This is a genomic window from Pseudomonas sp. 102515 (assembly GCF_031085165.1).
GTDB lineage: Bacteria > Pseudomonadota > Gammaproteobacteria > Pseudomonadales > Pseudomonadaceae > Chryseomonas.
Genome location: NZ_JAVHTY010000003.1, coordinates 728,812 through 749,390 on the forward strand (window position 1 = coordinate 728,812; position 20,579 = coordinate 749,390).

General features: G+C 67.3%; 18 protein-coding genes. 7 read left to right on the forward strand and 11 right to left on the reverse strand.

Features of this window, described 5'->3' with window-relative positions; genetic code table 11:
- Position 1: 1 nt before the first annotated feature.
- The 8 genes from bioC to RCF34_RS14780 form a co-directional block, all read right to left on the reverse strand.
- Positions 2 to 799 (reverse strand): malonyl-ACP O-methyltransferase BioC, encoded by a 798-nt coding sequence (gene bioC, locus RCF34_RS14745; RefSeq protein ID WP_308708987.1) that lies wholly within the window; start codon positions 797 to 799, stop codon positions 2 to 4.
- Complete coding sequence (locus tag RCF34_RS14750; RefSeq protein ID WP_308708815.1) at positions 780 to 1,505, reverse strand: alpha/beta fold hydrolase; 726 nt, start codon at positions 1,503 to 1,505, stop codon at positions 780 to 782. The genes bioC and RCF34_RS14750 overlap by 20 nt, the downstream gene beginning before the upstream one ends.
- Before the next feature lie 7 nt (positions 1,506 to 1,512).
- Positions 1,513 to 2,688, reverse strand: coding sequence for an 8-amino-7-oxononanoate synthase (bioF, locus tag RCF34_RS14755; protein WP_308708816.1), 1,176 nt, complete (start codon positions 2,686 to 2,688; stop codon positions 1,513 to 1,515).
- A gap of 89 nt (positions 2,689 to 2,777) precedes the next feature.
- Positions 2,778 to 3,827, reverse strand: a complete 1,050-nt coding sequence (gene bioB, locus RCF34_RS14760) for a biotin synthase BioB (RefSeq protein WP_308708817.1) — start codon at positions 3,825 to 3,827, stop codon at positions 2,778 to 2,780.
- 375 nt (positions 3,828 to 4,202) lie between these two features.
- A complete protein-coding gene (locus RCF34_RS14765; RefSeq protein ID WP_308708818.1) occupies positions 4,203 to 5,753 on the reverse strand; it encodes a phospholipase D family protein in 1,551 nt (516 codons plus the stop codon).
- A complete protein-coding gene (locus tag RCF34_RS14770) occupies positions 5,750 to 7,030 on the reverse strand; it encodes an FAD-binding oxidoreductase (RefSeq protein ID WP_308708819.1) in 1,281 nt (426 codons plus the stop codon). Before RCF34_RS14770 ends, RCF34_RS14765 begins: the two co-directional genes overlap by 4 nt.
- Positions 7,031 to 7,065: 35 nt before the next feature.
- Positions 7,066 to 7,875, reverse strand: a complete 810-nt coding sequence (locus RCF34_RS14775; protein WP_308708820.1) for a class I SAM-dependent methyltransferase — start codon at positions 7,873 to 7,875, stop codon at positions 7,066 to 7,068.
- Positions 7,876 to 7,943: 68 nt separating this feature from the next.
- The gene (locus RCF34_RS14780; RefSeq protein WP_058785672.1) at positions 7,944 to 8,432 is read right to left on the reverse strand and encodes an Lrp/AsnC ligand binding domain-containing protein; all 489 of its coding nucleotides are present in this window, start codon (positions 8,430 to 8,432) and stop codon (positions 7,944 to 7,946) included.
- Positions 8,433 to 8,588: 156 nt separating this feature from the next.
- On the opposite strand from RCF34_RS14780, the gene dadA reads away from it, so the two are divergent.
- The 4 genes from dadA to RCF34_RS14800 all read left to right on the forward strand — a co-directional run bounded on the left by dadA (position 8,589) and on the right by RCF34_RS14800 (position 12,096).
- The gene (dadA, locus tag RCF34_RS14785) at positions 8,589 to 9,887 is read left to right on the forward strand and encodes a D-amino acid dehydrogenase (protein ID WP_308708821.1); all 1,299 of its coding nucleotides are present in this window, start codon (positions 8,589 to 8,591) and stop codon (positions 9,885 to 9,887) included.
- The gene (locus RCF34_RS14790) at positions 9,862 to 10,218 is read left to right on the forward strand and encodes a RidA family protein (RefSeq protein WP_027597427.1); all 357 of its coding nucleotides are present in this window, start codon (positions 9,862 to 9,864) and stop codon (positions 10,216 to 10,218) included. Before dadA ends, RCF34_RS14790 begins: the two co-directional genes overlap by 26 nt.
- 92 nt (positions 10,219 to 10,310) lie before the next feature.
- Positions 10,311 to 11,381, forward strand: coding sequence for an alanine racemase (gene alr, locus RCF34_RS14795; RefSeq protein WP_308708822.1), 1,071 nt, complete (start codon positions 10,311 to 10,313; stop codon positions 11,379 to 11,381).
- Positions 11,382 to 11,541: 160 nt separating this feature from the next.
- Entirely contained in the window at positions 11,542 to 12,096 is a 555-nt protein-coding gene (locus tag RCF34_RS14800) for a cupin domain-containing protein (protein ID WP_308708823.1), read from the forward strand.
- 161 nt (positions 12,097 to 12,257) lie between these two features.
- On the opposite strand, the gene RCF34_RS14805 is transcribed toward RCF34_RS14800, so the two are convergent.
- Positions 12,258 to 12,809: a DinB family protein gene (locus RCF34_RS14805; protein WP_308708824.1), complete on the reverse strand. Its 552-nt coding sequence runs from the start codon at positions 12,807 to 12,809 to the stop codon at positions 12,258 to 12,260.
- Positions 12,810 to 12,957: 148 nt separating this feature from the next.
- Here RCF34_RS14805 and RCF34_RS14810 point away from each other — a divergent pair, with 148 nt between their 5' ends.
- Complete coding sequence (locus RCF34_RS14810; RefSeq protein ID WP_308708825.1) at positions 12,958 to 13,935, forward strand: hypothetical protein; 978 nt, start codon at positions 12,958 to 12,960, stop codon at positions 13,933 to 13,935.
- Between the two features lie 284 nt (positions 13,936 to 14,219).
- Positions 14,220 to 16,832 (forward strand): cellulase family glycosylhydrolase, encoded by a 2,613-nt coding sequence (locus RCF34_RS14815; protein WP_308708826.1) that lies wholly within the window; start codon positions 14,220 to 14,222, stop codon positions 16,830 to 16,832.
- A 163-nt stretch (positions 16,833 to 16,995) separates the two neighbouring features.
- Here RCF34_RS14815 and rep read toward each other — a convergent pair whose 3' ends face one another.
- Both rep and RCF34_RS14825 read right to left on the reverse strand, forming a co-directional pair.
- Positions 16,996 to 19,008 (reverse strand): DNA helicase Rep, encoded by a 2,013-nt coding sequence (gene rep, locus RCF34_RS14820; protein ID WP_308708827.1) that lies wholly within the window; start codon positions 19,006 to 19,008, stop codon positions 16,996 to 16,998.
- 89 nt (positions 19,009 to 19,097) lie between these two features.
- Positions 19,098 to 19,790: a hypothetical protein gene (locus RCF34_RS14825; RefSeq protein ID WP_308708828.1), complete on the reverse strand. Its 693-nt coding sequence runs from the start codon at positions 19,788 to 19,790 to the stop codon at positions 19,098 to 19,100.
- Between the two features lie 173 nt (positions 19,791 to 19,963).
- Between RCF34_RS14825 and RCF34_RS14830 the strand changes: the two genes are divergently transcribed.
- Complete coding sequence (locus RCF34_RS14830) at positions 19,964 to 20,548, forward strand: flavin reductase family protein (RefSeq protein ID WP_308708829.1); 585 nt, start codon at positions 19,964 to 19,966, stop codon at positions 20,546 to 20,548.
- Positions 20,549 to 20,579 lie beyond the last annotated feature (31 nt).

Below are 20,579 nucleotides of genomic sequence, written 5' to 3' on the forward strand. Positions count from 1 at the left end.
GTCATTCCTTGCGTAGCAGGACGTGGATCACCTGGTAGGTGGCGGGCAGCCCGGCGGACTCGCGCAGGCCCTCGTAGGCCTGGGTGAAGGCGGCCAGGCGCTGGCGCCCGGTGAGGCCTTGGGGACGCCCCTGGTTGAGGTTGTGGGCGCCGATGGCCTTGAGGTGCTGGGTCAGGGCGCGCAGATCGGGGAAGTGCAGCCGCTCGGGCGCGACCTCCAGCGTCAGCACCTGCAAGCCGCTGGCCTGGGCGGCTGCGGCATAGGCCGTCCGGTGACGGAAGCGATTGACGTGCACCTGATCGTCCACCCGGGCCCAGCTCTGGCGCAGCTCGTCGAGGGTGCCCTCGACCAGGCTGCTGAAGGCCACTACGCCGCCCGGACGCAGTATACGGCGCGCCTCGGCGAGTACGGCGGGCAGGTCCGGGCACCACTGCAGGGCCAGACTGGAGAGGACGAGATCGCAGCAGGCGTCGCGCAGCGGCAGGCGTTCGGCGTCGGCATTCAGGTAGTGGCCGGCACCGGCGCCCTGGGCACGAGCATGGCGGAGCATGCCGGGCGCCAGGTCCAGGGCCAGGCCTTCGGCCTGCGGATGGTGGCGGGCCAGGGCGCGGCTGCAATAGCCGGTGCCACTGCCCAGGTCCAGCCAGCGTTGCGGATGCAGAGCGGGTAGCCGGGCGAGAAGACCGTCGGCGACCCGGCGTTGCAGCAGGGCGGCGCTGTCGTACTGCGCGGCGGCGCGGGAAAAGGACAGCGCCACCTGACGCTTGTCGGGCAATACGTCAGCCATCTCGTCCTGCATAGATGAATTCACGGATACGGGCGGCCACCTCGTCCGGGCGCTCCAGGGGCAGGCCATGGCTGGCGTGCTCCAGGACCTCGACCTGGGCGTTGGGCAGCTCGTCGCGCAGGGCCTGGGCCGCCGTGGCCGGCACCAGGGCGTCATGGGCGCCGAACAGGTGCAGCTGGGGACCGCTGAAGGCCTGCAGGGCGGCGCGGGTGTCCAGGCGCGCGAGCAGCTCCAGGCCGGCGATGACCACCTCGGGGTCGACCTCGGGCAGGGTGACCTGCAACTGGCGGGCGAGGGTGCGGCTGTCGCGCGCGCCCTGGGCCACCAGCAGGGTGAAGCGCCTGAGCGTCTGGTCGGCGTCCAGCGAGCAGGCCTCGAAGAAATCGGTGAAGACGCTGCGCGCCATGGCGGTCTGCCAGCCGGCGCGAGCGACGAAGCAGGGGTTGCTGGCCAGGGTGATGAGGCCGTGCACGCCCTGGGGACGGCGCAGGGTGAATTCGCTGGCGAGCATGCCGCCCAGCGACCATCCGGCCAGCCAACCGCCCTCGGCGATACGGGCCTCCAGGTCGGTGAACCAGGCCTGGGTGTCGGCCAGGGCCGGCAGCGGTTCGATCAGCACGTCGAGAAAGGGGGCCTGCTCGACGAGTTCGTCACGCAGGGGCTCCAGCGGAGCGTTGCCCAGGCCCCAGCCGGGCAGCAAGATCAGGGTATCGCGCATGGGTCGGTCACTTATCCGCGTCAGGCGGTAATTCGGCCATGGCCTGGGCCAGAGCGTCGAGCAAGAGGTCCACGTGCGCTTCGCGATGGGCCGCCGTCAGGGTTACCCGCAGGCGGGCACTGCCGGCCGGTACGGTGGGCGGTCGGATGGCGGTGACCAGGATCCCGCGTCGGCGCAGGGCGGCGGAGAGTGCGAGGGCGCGCGCGCTGTCGCCGACCAGGATGGGCTGGATCGGCGTGGCGCTGAGCATAAGGTCCAGGCCAAGAGCCGTCGCGCCCCTGCGGAATCTCTGGATCAAAGTGTGCAGAAGCTCACGGCGCCAGCCTTCCGCGCGGACAAGCTGCAGGGCGGCGAGGGTGGCGCAGGCCACCGCCGGTGGCTGGCTGGTGGTGTAGATGTAGGGCCGGGCGAACTGGATCAGTGTCTCGATCAGCGCTTCGCTGCCGGCGACAAAGGCCCCGGCGGTGCCGCAGGCCTTGCCCAGGGTGCCGACCAGCACCGGGACCTGGCTCTGGTCCAGGCCGAAGTGCTCGACGATGCCGCCACCGCTGGCGCCCAGGGTGCCGATGCCGTGGGCATCGTCCACCAGGGTCCAGGCGCCGTGACGCTGGGCGACCTGGCAGAGCTCGGGCAGGGCGGCCAGATCGCCGTCCATGCTGAAGACCCCGTCGGTGACCACCAGGGTGTCGCCCTCGGCCTTGGCCAGGCGCGTGGCCAGGCTGGCGGGATCGTTGTGCCGATAGCGACCGAAGCGCGCGCCGCTGAGCAGACCGGCATCGAGCAGGGAGGCGTGGTTGAGGCGGTCTTCCAGCACGGTGTCGCCACGGCCGACCAGGGCGGTGACCGCCGCTAGGTTGGCCATGTAGCCGGTGGAGAACAGCAGGGCGCGCGGCCGCCCGGTGAGGTCGGCCAGGGCCTCTTCGACCTGGTGGTGCGGGCCGCTGTGGCCGATCACCAGGTGCGAGGCGCCACCGCCCACGCCCCAGCGCTCGGCGCCCGCGCGCAGGGCGGCGATCACCTGGGGGTGATTGGCCAGGCCCAGGTAGTCGTTGCTGCAGAAGGCCAGCAGGGCTTCGCCATCCACCACCACCTCGGGGCCCTGGGGCGCTTCCAGCAGCGGGCGGCGCCGATAGAGATGCTCGGCGTGACGCTGGGCCAGGCGGGCGGCGAGGTCGAAGGCCATGGGGGTTCTCGGTGGAGAGGGTTGTAGAGTGCGCCCTCACCCCGGCCCTCTCCCGTGGGAGAGGGGGAAGAGCAGGGCGGCGCGCGGAATCAGGCGGTGGCGGCGTCGTAGAAGAGTTCGCTGTTGCGCTGTTCCACCAGGGCCTGCTCGATGGCGGCCTGGTGCACCTCGTCGGCGTGCTCTTCGCGGGCTTCAGGCTGGATGCCGAGGCGGGCGAACAGCTGCATGTCCTTGTCGGCCTGGGGATTGCCGGTGGTCAGCAGTTTCTCACCGTAGAAGATGGAGTTGGCGCCGGCCAGGAAGGCCAGGGACTGCATCTGCTCGTTCATCTGCTCGCGACCGGCGGACAGGCGCACATGGGACTTGGGCATGAGGATGCGCGCCACCGCCAGGGTGCGGATGAAGTCGAAGGGGTCGACGTCCTTTTCCTCAGCCAGCGGGGTGCCCTGCACCTTGACCAGCATGTTGATCGGCACCGACTCGGGGTGCTCGGGCAGGTTGGCCAGTTGGATCAGCAGGCCGGCGCGGTCGTCCACCGATTCGCCCATGCCGAGGATGCCGCCGGAGCAGATCTTCATCCCGGCTTCGCGGACGTAGGCCAGGGTCTGCAGGCGCTCGCCGTAGGTGCGGGTGGTGATGATGCTGCCGTAGAACTCCGGCGAGGTGTCGAGGTTGTGGTTGTAGTAGTCCAGGCCGGCGTCGGCCAGGGCGCGGGTCTGCTCCTGGTCCAGGCGGCCGAGGGTCATGCAGGTCTCCAGGCCCAGCGCCTTGACGCCCTGCACCATCTGCAGGACATAGGGCATGTCCTTGGCGGAAGGGTGCTTCCAGGCGGCGCCCATGCAGAAACGGGTGGAGCCGATGGCCTTGGCCTCGGCGGCCGCCTCCAGCACCTTCTGCACTTCCATCAGCTTTTCCTTTTCCAGTCCGGTGTTGTAGTGGCCGGACTGGGGGCAGTACTTGCAGTCTTCCGGGCAGGCGCCGGTCTTGATCGACAGCAGGGTGGAGACCTGCACGCGATTGGGATCGAAGTGCTGGCGATGCACGCCCTGGGCCTGGAACAGCAGGTCGTTGAAGGGCTGCTGGAACAGGGCGCGGACTTCGGCGAGAGTCCAGTCGTGACGCAGGGCGGTAGCGCTCATGGGAGATCCTCGATGCAGGGGACGGCCGGGCGCCGGAGCGGGGCCGATGAATGCGGTCGACCTTAGCCGAAGTTCCGGTCGACTACTGCTCATAAAATGATCAATTGCCGGATTTTATGCAGGGAGATTGATGGAGTCGTAGGCTGGGCTGAGTCATGAAGCCCACGGGGCTGGCGTGGTGCCGATCGTTGGGCTTCGACGGTGGAGCTCTCTCAGCCCAACCTGCGATGCCGAGGCAGTGCGTAGGTTGGGTTGGGCGCCAGCGAAGCCCAACCGGGTTGACACGGTGCTGATCGCTGGGCTTCGCCGGTGGAGCCGTCTCAACCCGACCTGGGATCCAACTCCCCTCTCCCTGGGAGAGGATTGGGGTGAGGCCTAGAGCATCCGCTCCAGCCCCACTGCCTTGACCACCCAGGCGTTGAAGCGGCGCCAGGCGCTGCCCGGTTCGTGGTGCAGCACCCGGGGCTGGCCGTCGCGCTCGCTGACCCACTCCAGCCGCACCCGCCCCCGATCCCCGACCCGCTCGACCGCATAGGAGACGCTCGGGTCCATGCCCTGCAGCATCAGCTGGCGCAGGCGACCGGTAAGGGCGGGGCTGTCCACTAGCACCCCGACCTCGGTGTTCCACAGTACCGAGCGCGGATCGAAGTTGAAGGAGCCGATAAAGGACCAGCGCCCGTCGATGGCCATGGCCTTGCTGTGCAGGCTGGATTCGGATTCGCCGAAGCTGTAGGGCAGGGCGGATCGCTTCTGGTCCGGACGGGCGCGCAACTCATAGAGCTTGACCCCCTGGGCCAGCAGGGCCGCGCGATAGGGCGCATAGCCGGCGTGCACGGCGGGCACGTCGGTGGCTTCCAGGGCGTTGGTCAGCACTCGGACGTCCACGCCGCGGGCGGCCAGGCCACCCAGGTAGGCGACCCCCTGGTTCATCGGCACGAAGTAGGAAGAGACCAGCAGCAACTCGTGCTGGGCGCCGTCCAGGGTCGGTTGCAACTGATGGGTGAGCAGCAGCTGCCAGTCCGGTTCGTCCTCGGCCAGCACCTTGCGCGGTGCATCCCAGAGCGCCTGGGCATGGGCCCAGGTCAGCTCCTGCAGCCAGCCGTCGAGCTGCGGGGCGGTGGCATAGCGGCGCAGGCGGTTGTACAGCGCCAGATCGCGGGTGCGTTCGCTGTCGAGATAGTGGTGCAGCCGTGCGCGCAGCCGCACCAGGGCGGTGGGCGAGGGAGCGAACCAGCGTAGCCGCCGGGCCGGCTGGCTCAGCGGACTGTTCCAGTACTGGTCGAAGCTGGTGCCCAGCTGGCGCGCCACCGGACCGGCGGCGAGCAGGTCGAGATCGGTGAAGTTCATCTCCGGGCGTGCATCGAAGTACTCGTCGCCCAGGTTGCGGCCGCCGACGATGGCCACGCTGTCATCCGCTAGCCACAGCTTGTTGTGCATGCGTCGGTGCTGGTGGTTGAGATCCACCAGCCGGCCCAGGGCCCGGGTCGGACCGGTGCTGCGGCCCAGGTGCAGCGGATTGAAGACGCGGATCTGCACATTGGGATGGGCCGCCAGCACGGCGATCTGGTAGTCGTTGCCGTCGCTGCTGGTGTCGTCGATGAGGAAGCGGATGCGCACGCCGCGATCCGCCGCCTTGAGCAGTTCGTTGACCAGCAGACGCGTGGTCAGGCCGTCGTGGACGATGTAGTACTGGATGTCCAGGCTGCGCTGGGCCTTGCGGATCAGCTCGGCGCGGGCGGTGAAGGCGTCGGTGCTGGTTTCCAGCAGGCGCAGACCGGAAAGACCCGGACGGGTGGCGCCGGCTGCGCGGACCTGGTTGTCCAGGGCGGTGCCGGTGACCGGCAGCACCTGGGAGGCGTGGCGCGGAATGGGTGTGGCGCAGCCGGCCAGCAGCGCCAGCGACAGGGGCACGACCAGGCGGATCACAGGCCGTCCTTGAGGCGATACCAGAGCATGCCCAGGGCCAGCAGCGGCGACCTCAGGTGACGACCGCCCGGAAAGCGCGCATGGGGCACCTGCGCGAAGAGGTCGAAACCGGCGGACTGGGCGAGGATGGCCTCGGCCAGCAGGTGACCGGCCAGGTGGGTGGCATTGACCCCATGACCGGCATAGGCCTGGGCATGGAAGACGTTGGGATGCTCGCGCAGCCGGCCGATCTGCGGCAGGCGATTGGCGCCGATGCCGATCATGCCGCCCCAGGCGTAGTCGATGCGGACCTCGGCCAGCTCGGGAAAGACCTCCAGCATCTTCGGCCTCATGTAGCCGGCGATGTCCCTGGGATCGCGTCCGGAATAGTGGCAAGCGCCACCGAACAGCAGGCGGCGGTCGGCGGAGAGGCGGAAGTAGTCCACCGCCACGTTCTGGTCGCAGACCGCGCGATTGCCCGGCAACAGCCGCGCGGCGCGCTCGGCGGAGAGCGGTTCGGTGGCGATCACATAGCTGCCGGCCGGCAGGACCTGGGCGGCGAGGTCGGGTTGCAGGTCGTCGATATAGGCGTTGCAGCAGAGCACCAGGGTGTCGGCGCTCACCCGGCCACGGGCCGTGTGGACGCGCACCCGGGGACCGTATTCCAGGCGGGTGACCTGGCTGTCTTCGTGCAGCTGCACGCCCAGCGCCCGGGCCGCGGCGGCTTCGCCGAGGGCCAGGTTGAGCGGATGCAGGTGGCCGGAGCCCTCGTCCACCAGGGCGCCCTGGTAGCGATCGGAACCGACCACCTCGGCCAGCCGGGCCCTGGGCACCAGCCGCAGCGGATGGGGATAGTCCAGCGCCTGCAGCGCGGCGTGTTCTTCCTGCAGGTGCTGCCAGTGGCGCGGCTTGTTGGCCAGGTCGGCGAAGCCCCAGGTGAGATCGCAGTCGATGCCGTGGCGGGCGATGCGCTGACGCACCAGATCCACCGCCATGAAGCCCAGGCGCTTGAGTTCGCGTACGCCTTCGGCGCCAAGGACCGGTTCGAATTGCTCGACGTCATGGCCGACGCCACGGATCAACTGGCCGCCGTTGCGGCCGCTGGCGCCCCAGCCGATGCGCCGGGCTTCCAGCAGCACCACCCGGGCGCCACGCTCGGCCAGTTCCAGGGCGGTATTGAGCCCGGAAAAGCCACCGCCGACCACGCAGACATCCGCCTGGACCTCGCCCTCCAGGGGCGGAAAATCCAGTGCCAGATTGGCGGTGGCGGCGTAGTAGGAGGGCGCGTGAGGCTGCATGGAAGACGGAGGTCTGCTGGGACAAGGGCGCCATGCTAAGCCGTCGGGCGGTGGGCGACCAGGGTAAAGCTCATCGGCAGCTGGACGGTGTGGCCAATGTAGCGGTCATAGTCGGCCTCGCGATTGGAGTGCGGATGCTCCTCCAGTCGTTGCAACCTCAGGCCGGCGTTCAGGCCGGCGGTGACGATGGCGCCCAGCGTGTGGATGTGCCAGTAGCTCGGCGCGCCCTGGCCGTGATCCAGGCCGTCGTAGGTGATGAGGTCCTCGCTGACCAGTGGCTCGCGGCGGAAGTAGCTGTAGTGGGGCACCAGCGGCTGGTCCGCATGGGGCTCGAAGACTTCCAGGAAGGGATGGGTCTCGTAGATCACCAGGCGTCCGCCCGGCGCCAGCAGGCCCTGCACCGCGGCGAAGAAGGCCGGCAGGTCCGGCATCCAGTTCAGCACGCCGATGGTGATCAGCACCAGGTCGTGCTGGCCGAGCCCGGCGGGCAGGGCATAGATGTCGGCCGCCACCAGCCGCGGCGCCAGGCCCGCCGCCGCAGCCAGCTGCTCGCCCTGGGCGAGAAAGGCCGGCGACTGGTCGATGCCCAGCGCCGGTCGGGCGCCGAAGGCCGCGAGGGAAAGCAGTTCGCGGGCGTTGTTGCAGCCGACCTGGGCGCACCTCAGGCCGCGGATGTCCAGGTCAGTAAGGGTGGCGGTCAGGCAGGCGTCGAGGACCGAAAAGCCGGGTTGGCGGGCCCGTTCCAGCAGGCGCTGCCAGTCCTCGCCCTGGGCATGGAGCGGCGCCGACACCTCCCAGGCCTGGCGATTGGCGGCGGTGATGAGTTGGCGTTGGCGGGGATCCATGGCCCGGGCCTCCTTGGCTGTCGAGGCAAAACGCGCAGCCTAGACGGTGATCGGCAGGGTCGCCAGCGTTAGTCCGGCACCGGCAGGCTCAGGGTCTCCTTGATCTCCTCCATCACGATGTAGCTCTTGGATTCGCGAACATGGGGCAGCTTGAGCAGGATGTCGCCGAGCAGCTTGCGGTAGGAGGCCATCTCGGAGATCCGTGCCTTGACCAGGTAGTCGAACTCGCCGGAGACCAGGTGGCATTCCAGCACCTGGGGCAGCTTGAGCACGGCGCGGCGGAATTCCTCGAAGGTGTCGCCGGACTTGTAGTCCAGGCTCAGTTCGACGAACACCAGCAGCCCGGCCTTGAGGTGCTGCGGATTCAGGCGCGCGTTGTAGCCCTGGATGATGCCTTCGCGCTCCAGCCGGCGGACGCGCTCGGTGCAGGGCGTGGTGGACAGGCCCACCCGCTCGCCCAGCTCGGTGAAGGAAATGCGCCCGTCTTCCTGGAGGATGCGCAGGATGTTGCGGTCGATCTTGTCCAGCTCGCGCCTGGCCTGGTGATGGGTACGCATCGCGGGGTCTCTGCCAAAGGGGTCTTTACCGGAAAATTACTCCGAATATAGGCAATTCTTCAGTGATTAGCACTGCGCGCGGCTTTCTATACTTGCCGTATCTGCCTTCATTCCGACGAAAGCCGGCGAAATCCTCTCGCCGGCCAGGAGCTAGCGATGCGTGTACTGGTTTTGGGTAGCGGCGTCATCGGCACGACCAGCGCCTACTATCTGGCCCGTCAGGGTTTCGAAGTGGTCGTGGTCGATCGCCAGGCCGGTCCCGCCCTGGAAACCAGCCATGCCAACGCCGGTCAGGTCTCTCCCGGCTACGCCTCGCCCTGGGCTGCGCCTGGCGTGCCGCTCAAGGCCCTCAAGTGGCTGTTCCAGAAGCATGCGCCCCTGGCCATCCGCCTCACCGGCGATGCCAACCAGTACCTCTGGATGGCGCAGATGCTGCGCAACTGCACTGCAGCCCGCTATGCGGTCAACAAGGAGCGCATGGTGCGGCTGTCCGAATACAGCCGCGACTGCCTCGATGAGTTGCGTGAAGACACTGGCATCGCCTACGAAGGCCGCCAGTTGGGCACCACCCAGATCTTCCGTACCCAGCAGCAGGTGGATGCCGCGGCCAAGGACATCGCCGTCCTGGAGCGCTCCGGCGTGCCCTTCGAGCTGCTCGACCGCGATGGCGTGGCCCGGGTCGAACCGGCACTGGCGGCGGTCAAGCACAAGCTGGCCGGCGGCCTGCGCCTGCCCAACGACCAGACCGGCGACTGCTTCCTGTTCACCAATCGCCTGGCCGAGGAGGCTCGCCGCCTGGGCGTGGAATTCCGCTTCGGCGCCCAGATCGAGCAACTCAGCGCCAGTGGCGATCGCATCGACGGCGTGAAGGTCGACGGCGAGCTGCTCACCGCCGATCACTACGTCCTGGCCCTGGGGAGCTATTCGCCGCGACTGCTGGCGCCCCTGGGTATCCGCGCCCCGGTCTATCCGCTCAAGGGCTACTCGCTGACGGTGCCCATCGTCGATGCCGCCATGGCGCCGACCTCGACCATCCTCGACGAGACCTACAAGGTCGCCATCACCCGCTTCGACGACCGCATTCGCGTCGGCGGCATGGCCGAGATCTGCGGCTTCGACCTGAGCCTGGACCCGCGTCGCCGCGCGACCCTGGAAATGATCACCGGGGATCTCTATCCTCGCGGCGGCGACCTCGCCCGGGCCAGTTTCTGGACCGGCTTGCGACCCACCACCCCGGACGGAACCCCCATCGTCGGCGCCACCCGTTATCGCAACCTGTTCCTCAACACCGGGCACGGGACGCTGGGCTGGACCATGGCCTGCGGCTCCGGTCGCCTGCTGGCCGATCTGATCGCCCGCAAGCAGCCGCAGATCAGCGCCGAGGGTCTCGACATCTCCCGTTATCATGCTACCCAGGAGTCCCCGCGCAATGCCCGTACAGCGTCTGCACACTGATCGCCGCCTGAGCGAAATCAACATCCACAACGGCACCGTCTACCTGGCCGGCCAACTGGCCGACGACTTTTCCGGCGACATCTACCAGCAGACCCGCGAGACCCTGGCCAACGTCGATAAATTCCTCGCCGAGGCCGGCAGCGACAAGCAGCACATCCTGGTGGTGACCATCTTCCTGCGCGACATCGCCCTGCACTTCGAGGGCATGAACCGCGCCTGGGACGAATGGGCGGCCCAGGGCGCCACCCCGGGTCGCACCACCGTCGAAGCCAAGCTGGCCAAGCCGGACATCCTGGTGGAGATGAACGTCATCGCCGCCGTCAAGGCGTAAGACCGCTGTTCCCCCCTCTCCCCCTGGGAGAGGGCTAGGGTGAGGGTGTTTCAACGCCCGCCAAACTTTCCCTCTCTCTGCCGAGACCGCCCATGCGTCCCGCCCGCGCCGTCATCGACCTCGCCGCCCTGCGCCAGAACTATCGCCTGGCCCGTGAACTCTCCGATGCCCGCGCCCTGGCGGTGATCAAGGCCGATGCCTATGGCCATGGCGCCGTGGCGGTGGCCAGCGCCTTGGCCAAGGAGGCCGACGGCTTCGCCGTGGCCTGCATCGAGGAGGCCCTGGAGCTGCGCGCCGCCGGTATCCGCGCGCCCATCCTGCTGCTGGAAGGCTTCTTCGGCATCGACGAACTGCCGCTGATCGCCGAGCACGATCTCTGGACGGTGATCCACGCCGACTGGCAACTGGAGGCCCTGGAACGGACCACCCTGGCGCGGCCCCTGCAGGTCTGGTTGAAACTGGATTCGGGCATGCACCGGGTGGGTTTCTTTCCCCAGGACTACGCGGCCGCGTATCACCGGCTGCTGAGCAGCGGCAAGGTCAGCGGCATCGTCAAGCTCACTCACTTCGCCCGCGCCGACGAACCGGACAACCCCGCCACCAGCGCGCAGATCGCCACCTTCCGCGCGGCCACCGAAGGCCTGCCCGGCCCCACCAGCCTGCGCAATTCACCGGCGACCCTGGGCTGGCCCCAGGCGGCCGGCGACTGGGTGCGCCCCGGGCTGATGCTCTATGGCGTCTCGCCCTTCGCCACGGTCCAGTCCGCCGCCGAACGACTGCAGCCGGTGATGACCCTCACCTCGCGGGTGATCGCCGTGCGTGAACTGCCGGCCGGCGAGCCGGTGGGCTATGGCGCCCGCTTCGTCACTGCCGGGCCGACCCGGGTCGGGGTGGTCGCCCTGGGCTATGCCGACGGCTATCCGCGCCATGCGCCCAACGGCACCCCGGTGGCTATCGCAGGCCGTCCCGGCCAGCTGATCGGTCGCGTGTCCATGGACATGCTCACCGTCGACCTCACCGCTCATCCCCAGGCCGGGGTGGGCAGCGAGGTGGAGTTCTGGGGCCGGCAGGTGTCGGTCGCGGACCTGGCCGAGCGCTGCGACACCATTCCCTACCAGCTGCTGTGCAACCTCAAGCGGGTACCACGCAGCTACAGCGACTGAGCCTCTGCCGGCGGGGCGCACGACGCTTTGTCCGTAGCAGCGTCGTGCGTGTTGTAAATCTCGAACAGCGTTGCCATGATGCCGAACACCGTGCCGTGGCACGCCTTCAGTGCGTGGCCTGGCCACGTCTCACCCGCCTGCTCGAGGAGTCTTTCCCACCTTGGACGTCGGTGCCCGCCTGCAAACCATCCGCACCCTCAAGGGCCTGTCCCAGCGCGAGCTCGCCAAGCGCGCCGGAGTGACCAACAGCACCATCTCGATGATCGAGAAGAACAGCGTCAGCCCTTCCATCAGCTCCTTGAAGAAGGTGCTGGCCGGCATCCCCATGTCCCTGGTCGAGTTCTTCTCCCTGGACCTGGAACAGGACGCCCCGACCCAGGTGGTCTATCGCGCGGACGAACTCATCGACATCGCCAGCGGCGCCCAGACCGTGCGCATGCGCCTGGTCGGCCGTGCCCATCCCAGCCGCGCCCTGGCCTTTCTCGACGAGACCTATCCGCCCGGCGCCGACACCGGCGAAGAGATGTATGCCCACGAAGGCGAGGAGGCCGGCCTGGTGGTGGAAGGCCGCCTGGAGCTGACCGTGGGCGGCGAGGTGCACATCCTCGAGCCTGGCGACAGCTACTACTTCGAAAGCAGCCGCCCGCATCGCTTCCGCAATCCCTTCGCAGCCCCCGCCCGATTGATCAGCGCGACCACGCCGGCGAATTTCTGAGCATCGCCATGGGTGCAGAGCGCACCTCCGTAGGAGCAACTGTCCTATCGCAGCCATGATCGCAATAGACCGTAGGTTGGGCTGAGACAGCTCTATCGTCGAAGCCCGACATTGCCGCCACGCTGAGGTAGGGGCCGTTGGGCTTCGCTGCTCAACCCAACCTACGGGGCGATTCCCCACAGCTCCCCTTCGTCGATCGCCAAGGCCGCCAGCTCCGCCCGGCGTAGCGGTTCGTCCTGGGCGAGAAAGAATTCGTCCAGTTGCGGCGGCGCCACGCCGCTGGCCAGGAGCAGGGCGTGGGCCTGGCCGCGGTGGTGCAGCTGGTGCACGAAGAGGTGCTGCAGGGTGCGCAGTCGCTGTTCCCGTACCGGGCCGCTGGCGCGGGGCAGGGTGATGAGCTGGGTCAGTTGCGAGGGACCGAGGCTGCGGCACAGGGCGATGAGGCGCTGGTCACTAGCGATCTGGGCCGCACGCAGCGTTGCCAGGTCGGGCCAGTCCGTATCCTGGTAGGGCCGAGGCTGGTCATGCAGGGCATCGAGATAGAAGCGATCGACGTCCAGCAGATGGCCGAGCAGGGCCCAGAGCGAGCCGAAGAAGGCGGCGGGTTGGGGCGCCCGCAGGGCGGCGACCGGCAGCAGGGCGCAGGCCGCCAGCAGGCGATGGTTCGACCAGCGATTGTTGCAGGCCTGGGCCAGCAGCAAGGGGGTGGTCATGGGCAGTTCCTCGGCAGGGCGCACGGACACCTACTGTAACCTGCGGCGGTGTGGCGGAGATCGCAGCCTGGGCAGCCTTGGGATTGAGGCCCTGCCAGCACTTTGCCATGCTCCGCCGCTCTGCTCTTTACCTGCAAGGAAGCGCCCGATGCCTCGAATTTCGCCCTGGTTAGGCCTGGTCGCCGCCCTGTGCCTGGGTGCCCCGGTCCGGGCCGCCGAATCCGTCTCCCTGCCCGACCTGCCCTACATCCCCCTGGGCGTGGTCGGCCACGACAACAATGCCGCCTATCCCGATGCGCAGATGGAAAGGCGCCTGCAACTGCTCGACCGCTACAACCTGCGCAGCTATCGCTCGGGTGAATTCCTGCTGCTGGATCTGCCACGCCTGGATCGCCTGGTGGCCCTGGCCCGCCAGTACCGCATCACCCTGCGACCGGTGATCACCCAGCAATTGAGCCAGGCCCAGGCCTATGCCCTGGCCAAGCGCTACGCCAAGGACATCAAGGTCTGGGAGATCGGCAACGAGCAGGACTATTCGCGGATCGGTGCCGGCATCCGCATCAGTCGGCTGGTGGACATCTATCGCGGTATCCGCCGTGCCTCCGACGAGTTGAACGCCGGTCTCGAGACCACCATCAACGTGATGTCCTGCAACCCCGACGACCGGGGCGCCAAGGCCCGTTGTCCGGGCGATCGCCTGGGGTCGATGTGGTTTCTCGATCAGGCCCGGGCCGCCGGTTTCGCGTTCGACCACATCAGCTTCCACTACTACCCGCACTATCATGATCGCGGCCGCTGGATGGATCTTTACCTGGGGCAGATGCGCGCCATGGCGGAAAAGTACCGGACGCGGATCTTCTTCAACGAGGTCAATTGCGGCGAGATCTATCAGGGTGCCACCGATGGCGGTCGACCGGGCGATCGCGGCTGCCATGACAGCCTCGAAGCCATCCTGTCCGAACTCAATGGGCGCTATCGCGACATCGTCCGCGAGATCAACGTCTACGAATTGCTCGACGAGCCGACCCATCCGATTGCCCATGAGCGTCACTTCGGGCTGATGTACGACCTGGACCGCCCGAAACCGGTCATGGAACTGATCCGCCGCTATGCCGGCAAGCCCTGAGCCGTCAGAAAGCGGACAAGCCTGACTTCACCACCTGGACAGGTTCCCTGGGTGACCGGGTGGTCACAGACGAGCGGTAGCGAAAGTGCCATCATCGGCACCGTACATCTGGCAAAACGCGGCGTTCACCCCTGCTTCGTGATGGCACGGGTTCTTATTGGTCTAGCGCTTGCACTAGGCTTTGCAGGTGCTAGGGAAACGATCTTCCCCGGCAGTTTTCCTGCTGTACCGAGGTGGGATGCACGGATCGAATCGCGCACCTCGGCCTATCTGGTTCCTTCTTGATGACAATCCTTAGCTCCATCTCCCGCCGCCTGCCGCGTCAGGCGCTGCTCTTGCCTGCCCTGTTCGCCACCGCTTCGTTCGCCACCTCCGCCCAGGCCGTTGACCTGGTCGGTCTCAACTTCTCCGGCGCCACCTTCGCCGCCCAGGTACTGCCCGGTGTCAACGACCGCAACTTCATCTTCCCGGCCGAGAGTCATTTCCAGCAGTGGAGCGCCAAGGGCGTGAAGCTGGTGCGCTTCCCCATTCTCTGGGAGCGCCTGCAACCGTCCATGGGGGTCAATCTCGATCCCACCTACGCCGCCCTGATCGATCGCACCCTGGGCTACGCCCAGAAGTACGGCGTCAAGGTCATCCTCGATCTGCACAACTACGCCCGCTACCAGGGCAAGGTCATCGGCGCGGGCGAAGTCCCCTACGAAGCCTTCCAGAATCTCATGACCCGTGTCGCCCAGCGCTGGGGCACCCATGCGGCGCTCTATGGCTACGACATCATGAACGAGCCCCACGACGCCGTGAGCAACTGGCCGACCGCTGCCCAGTACGGCATCGACGGTGTGCGCGTGGCCGATTCGACCCACCCGATCTTCATCGAAGGCAACGGCTGGGCCGACACCACCCGCTGGCCGCAGTGGAACGACGCCCTGCTCAAGCTCAAGGACCCGGCCAACAACCTGATCTTCATGGCCCAGGCCTTCTTCGACACCAGCCTGAACGTGGCGACCCTCTCGCCCAGCTATGGCGTCGAGCGCCTCAAGCCCTTCGTCACCTGGCTCAAAGCCAACAACAAGCGCGGCTTCATCGGCGGCTTCGGCGTACCTGACACGGATGCGCGCTGGTTGCCCATTCTCGACGGCATGCTGGCCTATCTGAAGCAGAACTGCATTCCGGCCACTTACTGGGCCGCCGGCCCGGGCTGGGGCACCTACAACCAGGCGGTCGAGCCGATCAATGGCAAGGAGCGTCCGCAGTGGGCGGTGCTGGCCAAGTACCTGGACAAGGACAGCTGCGCCGGCATCGGCCCGCAAGTGACCCCGACTGCCGCCACGCCGCCCAAGACCGAGACCGCCACGGGTGGCGCGACCGCGGGCACCACCGGCGGGACCGGTGCCGCCGGTACTGCCGGAGCGACCACCGGCACCACCACCGGCGCCGCGCCGGCCACGGGTACCAGCACCACGGGCACCGCCACGGGTGGCACGGCCACGGCGGGCGCCACCACCGGAGCGGCCACCGGCACCACCGCCAATGCCGCGACCTCGTCCAAGCTGACCACCGTCGAGCAGCTCTACCTGGCCTACTACGGCCGGGCAGCCGATGCCGGTGGCCTCAACTACTGGGCCTCGCGCCTGGCCAGCGACATGAGCGTCGAGCAACTGGCGGCCAACTTCGCCGGCAACAGCGAATCGACCGCCCTTTATGGCTCGCTGAGCGGTCCGGCCCTGGTCAACCAGGTCTACCAGAACCTCTATGGCCGCAGCGCCGACAGCAGCGGCAGCGCCTACTGGACCAGTCGCCTGGCCAACGGCGTCACCTCGCGCGCCAACCTGCCGCTGGAGGTCATGCGTGGCGCCGCGGGCGACGACAAGATCGCCTTCGACAAGAAGGTGAACACCGCTCTGGCCCAGGGCACCACCACGACCACGCCGACCCCCGCGGCCAGCGTGCAACCGGTGCAGAACGTGGTCCAGCCCGTCGCCAGTGGCAGCGTCTCCTCGGCACCGTTGACCGGCTACAAGAACATCCCCCTGGGGGTGGTCGGTCACGACAACAGCGCCGCCTATCCGCCTGCCGAGATGGAGGCCCGTCTGCAGCTACTGGCGGCGCGCAATCTGCGCACCTATCGTTCCGGTGAGTATCTGGTGACCAACCTGCCCGAGCTGGATCGGCTGGTGTCCCTGGCCCGCAAGTACAACATCACCCTGCGGCCGGTGATCACCCACAAGCTGACCCAGGCGCAGGCCTATACCCTGGCCAAGCGCTACGCCAACGACATCAAGATCTGGGAGATCGGCAACGAGCAGGATTACGCCAAGGCGGGTGCGCAGGACCGCATCAATACTCTGGTCGGGATCTATCGCGGCATCAAGCAGGCCTCGGATGAACTGGGCGCCAACCTCAAGACCACCATCAACGTGATGGCGTGCAACTCGGATGATCGCACCACCACTTCCCGTTGCCCGGGTGATCGCAATGGGGCCATGTGGTTCCTCGACCAGGCCAAGGCGTCGGGCTTCAACTTCGACTACATCAGCTTCCACTACTACCCCTATGTCGACGACAAGGGCTACTGGATGGACATGTACCTGGGCCAGATACGCGCCATGGCCAACAAGTACAAGACCAAGGTGTTCTTCAACGAGATGAACTGCGGCAACGTCTACCAGGGCAACACCGATGGCGGCCGTGACGGCGATCGGGCCTGCTATGACAGCGTCAAGCAGATGCTCACGGTGCTCAACACCAGCTACAGGGACGTGGTGGCCGAGATCAACGTCTACGAACTGCTCGACGAGCCGACCCTCTCGGTGGTCCACGAGCGTCACTTCGGGATGATGTATGACCTCAAGCGTCCCAAGCCGATCTTCGACATGGTGACCAGCTTCGCCAAATAAGACCCCGGCGCGGCCAGACCACCGCCCCCGCTGCCTGACCGGTAGCGGGGGCGGTGTCGTTTTGGGGGTGAGGATGCAGGCTCGCTAATGGGGCAGTCTGAGGTAAAGCGGGCCCTCTCCCAGGGGGAGAGGGCCGGGGTGAGGGTGGCCGCCGGCAGAGTCCTCAACCCCGCTTGAGCATCGCCCGCATCGCCGCCAAGGCGTCGTTGCCGCGGGCGGCCTTCTGTTCCTGGGGCGCTTCTTCCAGGCCTTCCCACTGCAGGTCCTCGGGCGGCAGTTCGTCGAGGAAGCGACTGGGGGTGCAGTCGATCAGTTCGCCGTACTGCTTGCGTCGGGTGGCGTAGGTGAAGGCCAGGGTCTGGCGCGCGCGGGTGATGCCCACGTAGGCCAGGCGGCGCTCCTCCTCGATGGTATCGGCCTCGATGCTGGAGCGGTGCGGCAGGATCTCCTCCTCCATGCCCATGATGAACACATAGGGGAATTCCAGGCCCTTGGAGGCGTGCAGGGTCATCATCTGCACCCCGTCGGCGCCTTCCTCTTCCTCCTGCTGGCGTTCGAGCATGTCGCGCAGGACCAGCTTGGCGATGGCGTCCTCGATGGTCATCTGGCCGTCCTCATCCTTTTCCAGGATGTTCTTCAGCGCATCCAGGAGGAACCAGACGTTGCCCATGCGGAAGTCGGCGACCTTGTCGGAGCTGGCGTTCTGGCGGATCCAGTTCTCGTAGTCGATGTCCATCACCATGCTGCGCAGGGCGCCGATGGGATCCTCGCCCGCGCAATTCTTGCGTACCCCGTCCATCCAGCGCTTGAAGCGCGCCAGGCGCTCGGTGAAGCGGGCGTCCAGGTGTTCGCCCAGGCCGATCTCGTCGGCGGCGGCGTACATCGAGCGATCCCGGCTGCCGGCGTAGTTGCCGAGCTTTTCCAGGGTGGTGGAGCCGATCTCCCGGCGCGGCACGTTGATGACCCGCAGGAAGGCGTTGTCGTCGTCCGGATTCACCAGCAGGCGCAGGTAGGACATCACGTCCTTGACCTCCTGGCGGGCGAAGAAGCTGGTGCCGCCGGAGAGCCGGTAGGGAATCTGGTGGTGCTGGAGCTTGAGCTCCATCAGCTTGGCCTGGTGGTTGCCGCGATAGAGGATGGCGAAGTCCGCGTAGGGCCGCTGGGTCTTGAGGTGCAGCGTGAGGATCTCCAGGGCGATGCGCTCGGCCTCGCCATCCTCGTTCTTGCAGCGCAGCACCCGGATCGGATCGCCGTGGCCCATCTCGCTCCACAGCTGCTTCTCGAACACGTGGGGATTGTTGGCGATGAGCACGTTGGCGCATTTGAGGATGCGACTGGTGGAGCGGTAGTTCTGCTCCAGCATCACCACCTTGAGCGAGGGGAAGTCGTCCTTGAGCTGCATCAGGTTTTCCGGTCGCGCGCCGCGCCAGGCGTAGATCGACTGGTCGTCGTCGCCCACCACGGTGAACTGGGCGCGCTCCTGCACCAGCATCTTCACCAGCAGGTACTGGCTGGTGTTGGTGTCCTGGTATTCGTCCACCAGCATGTAGCGGATGCGGTTGCGCCAGCGCTCCAGCACCTCGGGATGCTCCTGGAACAGCTTCACCGGCATCAGGATGAGGTCGTCGAAGTCGACCGCGTTGTAGGCCTTGAGGGTGCGCTGGTAGTGCAGGTAGACCACCGCGGCGGTCTGCTCCTTGGGCGTGCGCGCCTTTTCCAGGGCCTCTTCCGGCAGGATGAGGTCGTTCTTCCAGTTGCCGATGTAGTTCTTGATCTCGTCCAGGCCGTCGTCGCCCTGGTATTCCTTCTGCATGATGTCGGTGAGCAGCGCCTTGATGTCGCCCTCGTCGAAGATCGAGAAGCCCGGCTTGTAGCCCAGGTGCACGTACTCGCGGCGGATGATGTTCAGCCCGAGGTTGTGGAAGGTCGAGACGGTCAGGCCGCGGCCTTCGCCGGCTTTCAGCAGGCTGGCCACCCGTGCCTTCATCTCGCGCGCCGCCTTGTTGGTGAAGGTCACGGCGCAGATGTACTGGGCGCGGACGCCGCACTGCTGTACCAGGTAGGCGATCTTGCGGGTGATGACGCTGGTCTTGCCGGAGCCGGCACCGGCCAGCACCAGCAGGGGACCGCTGATGTAGGCCACGGCTTCGGCCTGGCGGGGATTGAGCTTGGACATGGCGGACCGGGGTGACGACGCTGGGCAAGAATTCTACCAGCGCCAGTCCCCGCGGTCAGAGCCTGATTCAAAGTCTCGCGAGCAGGCTCTCAGGGCTTGGGCGGTGGCGCGACGAAGGTCAGCTGGCGCGGATAGCCGTACTTCTCGCCGGGCAGCACCGGGCTGTCGAGGAACACGCCCATGCTGCGGCCGAATTCGCTGACGTGGGTGACGGCGTAGTCCTGGCCGTCGGCCAGACGAACGATGGCGCCTGCCTTGAATTCCTCGCGATTGCGCTCGGTGACCGGGATGGAAATGCCGGCGGCCTTGCGGTAGATGCCCTTGAGCCAGTCTTGGTTGGTGAAATCGTTGATCGGGGTGTTGAAGCGCCCCGGCAGGCGCTGCAGATGGCGCCCGGTACCGGGGGTGTCGTCCACCACCAGGCGCCTGGGATAACCCACGGCCTCGGCATCCAGCGGCTTGCCCTCGACGAACACCGCCAGATTGTTGCCGACCCGCTGGACCTCGGTGATGGCGCGCCACTCGCCGTCGCCCAGCTGGACCTGCCGCCCGCCGATGAAGCCCTCGACGTTGGCCGGGGTCGCCGGAATGGTCACGCCGGCCACCCGGCGCAGGACGCCACGATCCCAGTCTTCGTTGCTGAAGTCGTTGATGGAGCTGGACAGCAGCGGCTGGCTGAGTGGAGCGCCGTGCGGTGGTTTGCCATCTTGGGCATGGGCCAGCGGCAGCCCCAGGCAGCAGGCGCAGAGCAGCAGGAGGGAGCGGGCCAGGCAGGTGGGCATAGCGGTCATCCTTAACGCAGGTTTCTTGTTGTTCCCGGCTCGGGAGTGGGCGATAGACCCCTGATCTCTCCCGCCGTTTGGCGAACGTGTCGCGAAGCGGCAATTTTTTACCCGCGCGGCGCCGAACGGCAAGCGCTGCGTTAACCTGGGGCTTTTCCCGCTGGAGTGCGTCCATGAATTCGACCCTTGCCGCCGTTCCCCTGGCCAAGGCCTATCGCCTGCTCAACCATGGTCCCACGGTGCTGGTCAGCGCTGCCCACGCCGGCCGGCGCAACGTCATGGCCGCGGCCTGGGCCATGGCGGTGGATTTCGAGCCGGGCAAGGTGGCGGTGGTGCTCGACAAGCAGACCTGGACCCGCGAACTGCTGGAAGCCGAGGGCAGCTTCGTGCTCAGCGTGCCCTGCGCCGCCCAGGTGGATCTGGTGCAGACGGTGGGCAACACCAGCGGCCGCGAGCTGGACAAGTTCGCCGCCTACGGCATCGAGACGCTGGCGGGCGAACAGGTCAGCGCGCCGCTGATCGCCGGCTGCGTGGCCTGGCTGGAATGCCGCTTGCTGCCCGAGGCGCACAACCAGCGGAACTACGACCTGTTTCTCGGGGAGGTGCTCGTCGCCCGGGCCGATACCCGGGTGTTTCGCGAGGGACGCTGGGATTTCCGCGGCCAGGACGCCCTGCGCACCCTGCACCACGTCGCCGGCGGTCACTTCCTGGTGATTGGCGACGGCATCCAGGGGCAGATGCTGACGCCTAAGGCCTGAGACCGCCGACGCCAGGCGCTGGCGTCGGCGC